This window comes from Bradyrhizobium sp. 139 (assembly GCF_023074175.1).
Classification (GTDB): domain Bacteria; phylum Pseudomonadota; class Alphaproteobacteria; order Rhizobiales; family Xanthobacteraceae; genus Bradyrhizobium.
This window is the reverse complement of the sequence record NZ_JADPKS010000166.1, coordinates 1-708: the sequence shown is the minus strand read 5'-3', so window position 1 is coordinate 708 and position 708 is coordinate 1. Positions and strand designations below refer to the sequence as shown.

Annotated in this window: 2 protein-coding genes and 1 pseudogene; all 3 read right to left on the bottom strand. The window is 64.4% G+C overall.

Annotated elements, in window-relative coordinates:
* On the bottom strand, nt 1–245 hold a 245-nt coding region (tnpB, locus tag IVA80_RS35120; protein WP_247439694.1), incomplete at its 3' end, for an IS66 family insertion sequence element accessory protein TnpB.
* Entirely contained in the window at nt 242–442 is a 201-nt protein-coding gene (locus tag IVA80_RS35115) for a hypothetical protein (protein ID WP_247439695.1), read from the bottom strand. The genes tnpB and IVA80_RS35115, both read right to left, overlap by 4 nt.
* A 21-nt stretch (nt 443–463) precedes the next feature.
* Nucleotides 464–643, bottom strand: a pseudogene (locus IVA80_RS38480) (transposase); the annotation flags it as partial.
* Between the last annotated feature and the right edge of the window lie 65 nt (nt 644–708).

Sequence of the window (708 nt, the reverse complement as noted above, 5' to 3'; positions counted from 1 at the left end):
GCCGGGCTCGGCCAGATGAAGCGACCCCGCTCCAGGCGTTTTGTGAACAGGCAGGCGCCCTGGCCGTCATGCCAGATCACCTTCAAGAGATTGCCGCGACGACCGCGGAAGCAAAACAGGTGACCGCCCAGCGGGTCGCGATGCAAGATCTCCTGAACCTGCAATGCCAGCGACGGAAAGCCCTTCCGCATGTCGGTATAGCCGGTCGCGAGCCATACCCGCACGCCGGCAGGCAACGGGATCATCGTGGCCGCCCGTCAGTCAGCGCCGCCACGACTGCGCTCAGCGTCGCCGCGTCAACCGCGCCCGTGATCCGCATCCGAACCCCGGCCGCGAACTCGATCTCGATCGCACCGCAGGTCCCGGAGGGCACCGTCAACGGCTGCCGGTCGGACGCAATGGAGACCGCCGCAAAACCGACTTCGTCAGCTTGCCGCTGCATCGGACCAGACCCGAAAACGAGGACGCCTGTGCGTGCCTGCCGCCGCCAGGCCGTGACCAGATTGCGGTGAACATCATGTCGCCGAGCAACCTCGACAACACTGGCCCCAGGCGCGAGGCTCTCCTCCACGATCCGAAGCTTCTCGGCAGTGGTCCATCGCCGTCGCCGCTCTGGACCGGATAGAACCGTTACCGTCGTCACGTTTGCTCATTTGTTTGCAAATTAATGAGCAAAGCATCTCACGCTTGAGCACGATCCGGGAAGGC

Excerpts from the sequence above, each read along its gene's own strand:
- IVA80_RS35115 (WP_247439695.1), bottom strand. The coding sequence starts at position 442 with ATGCAGCGGCAAGCTGACGAAGTCGGTTTTGCGGCGGTCTCCATTGCG.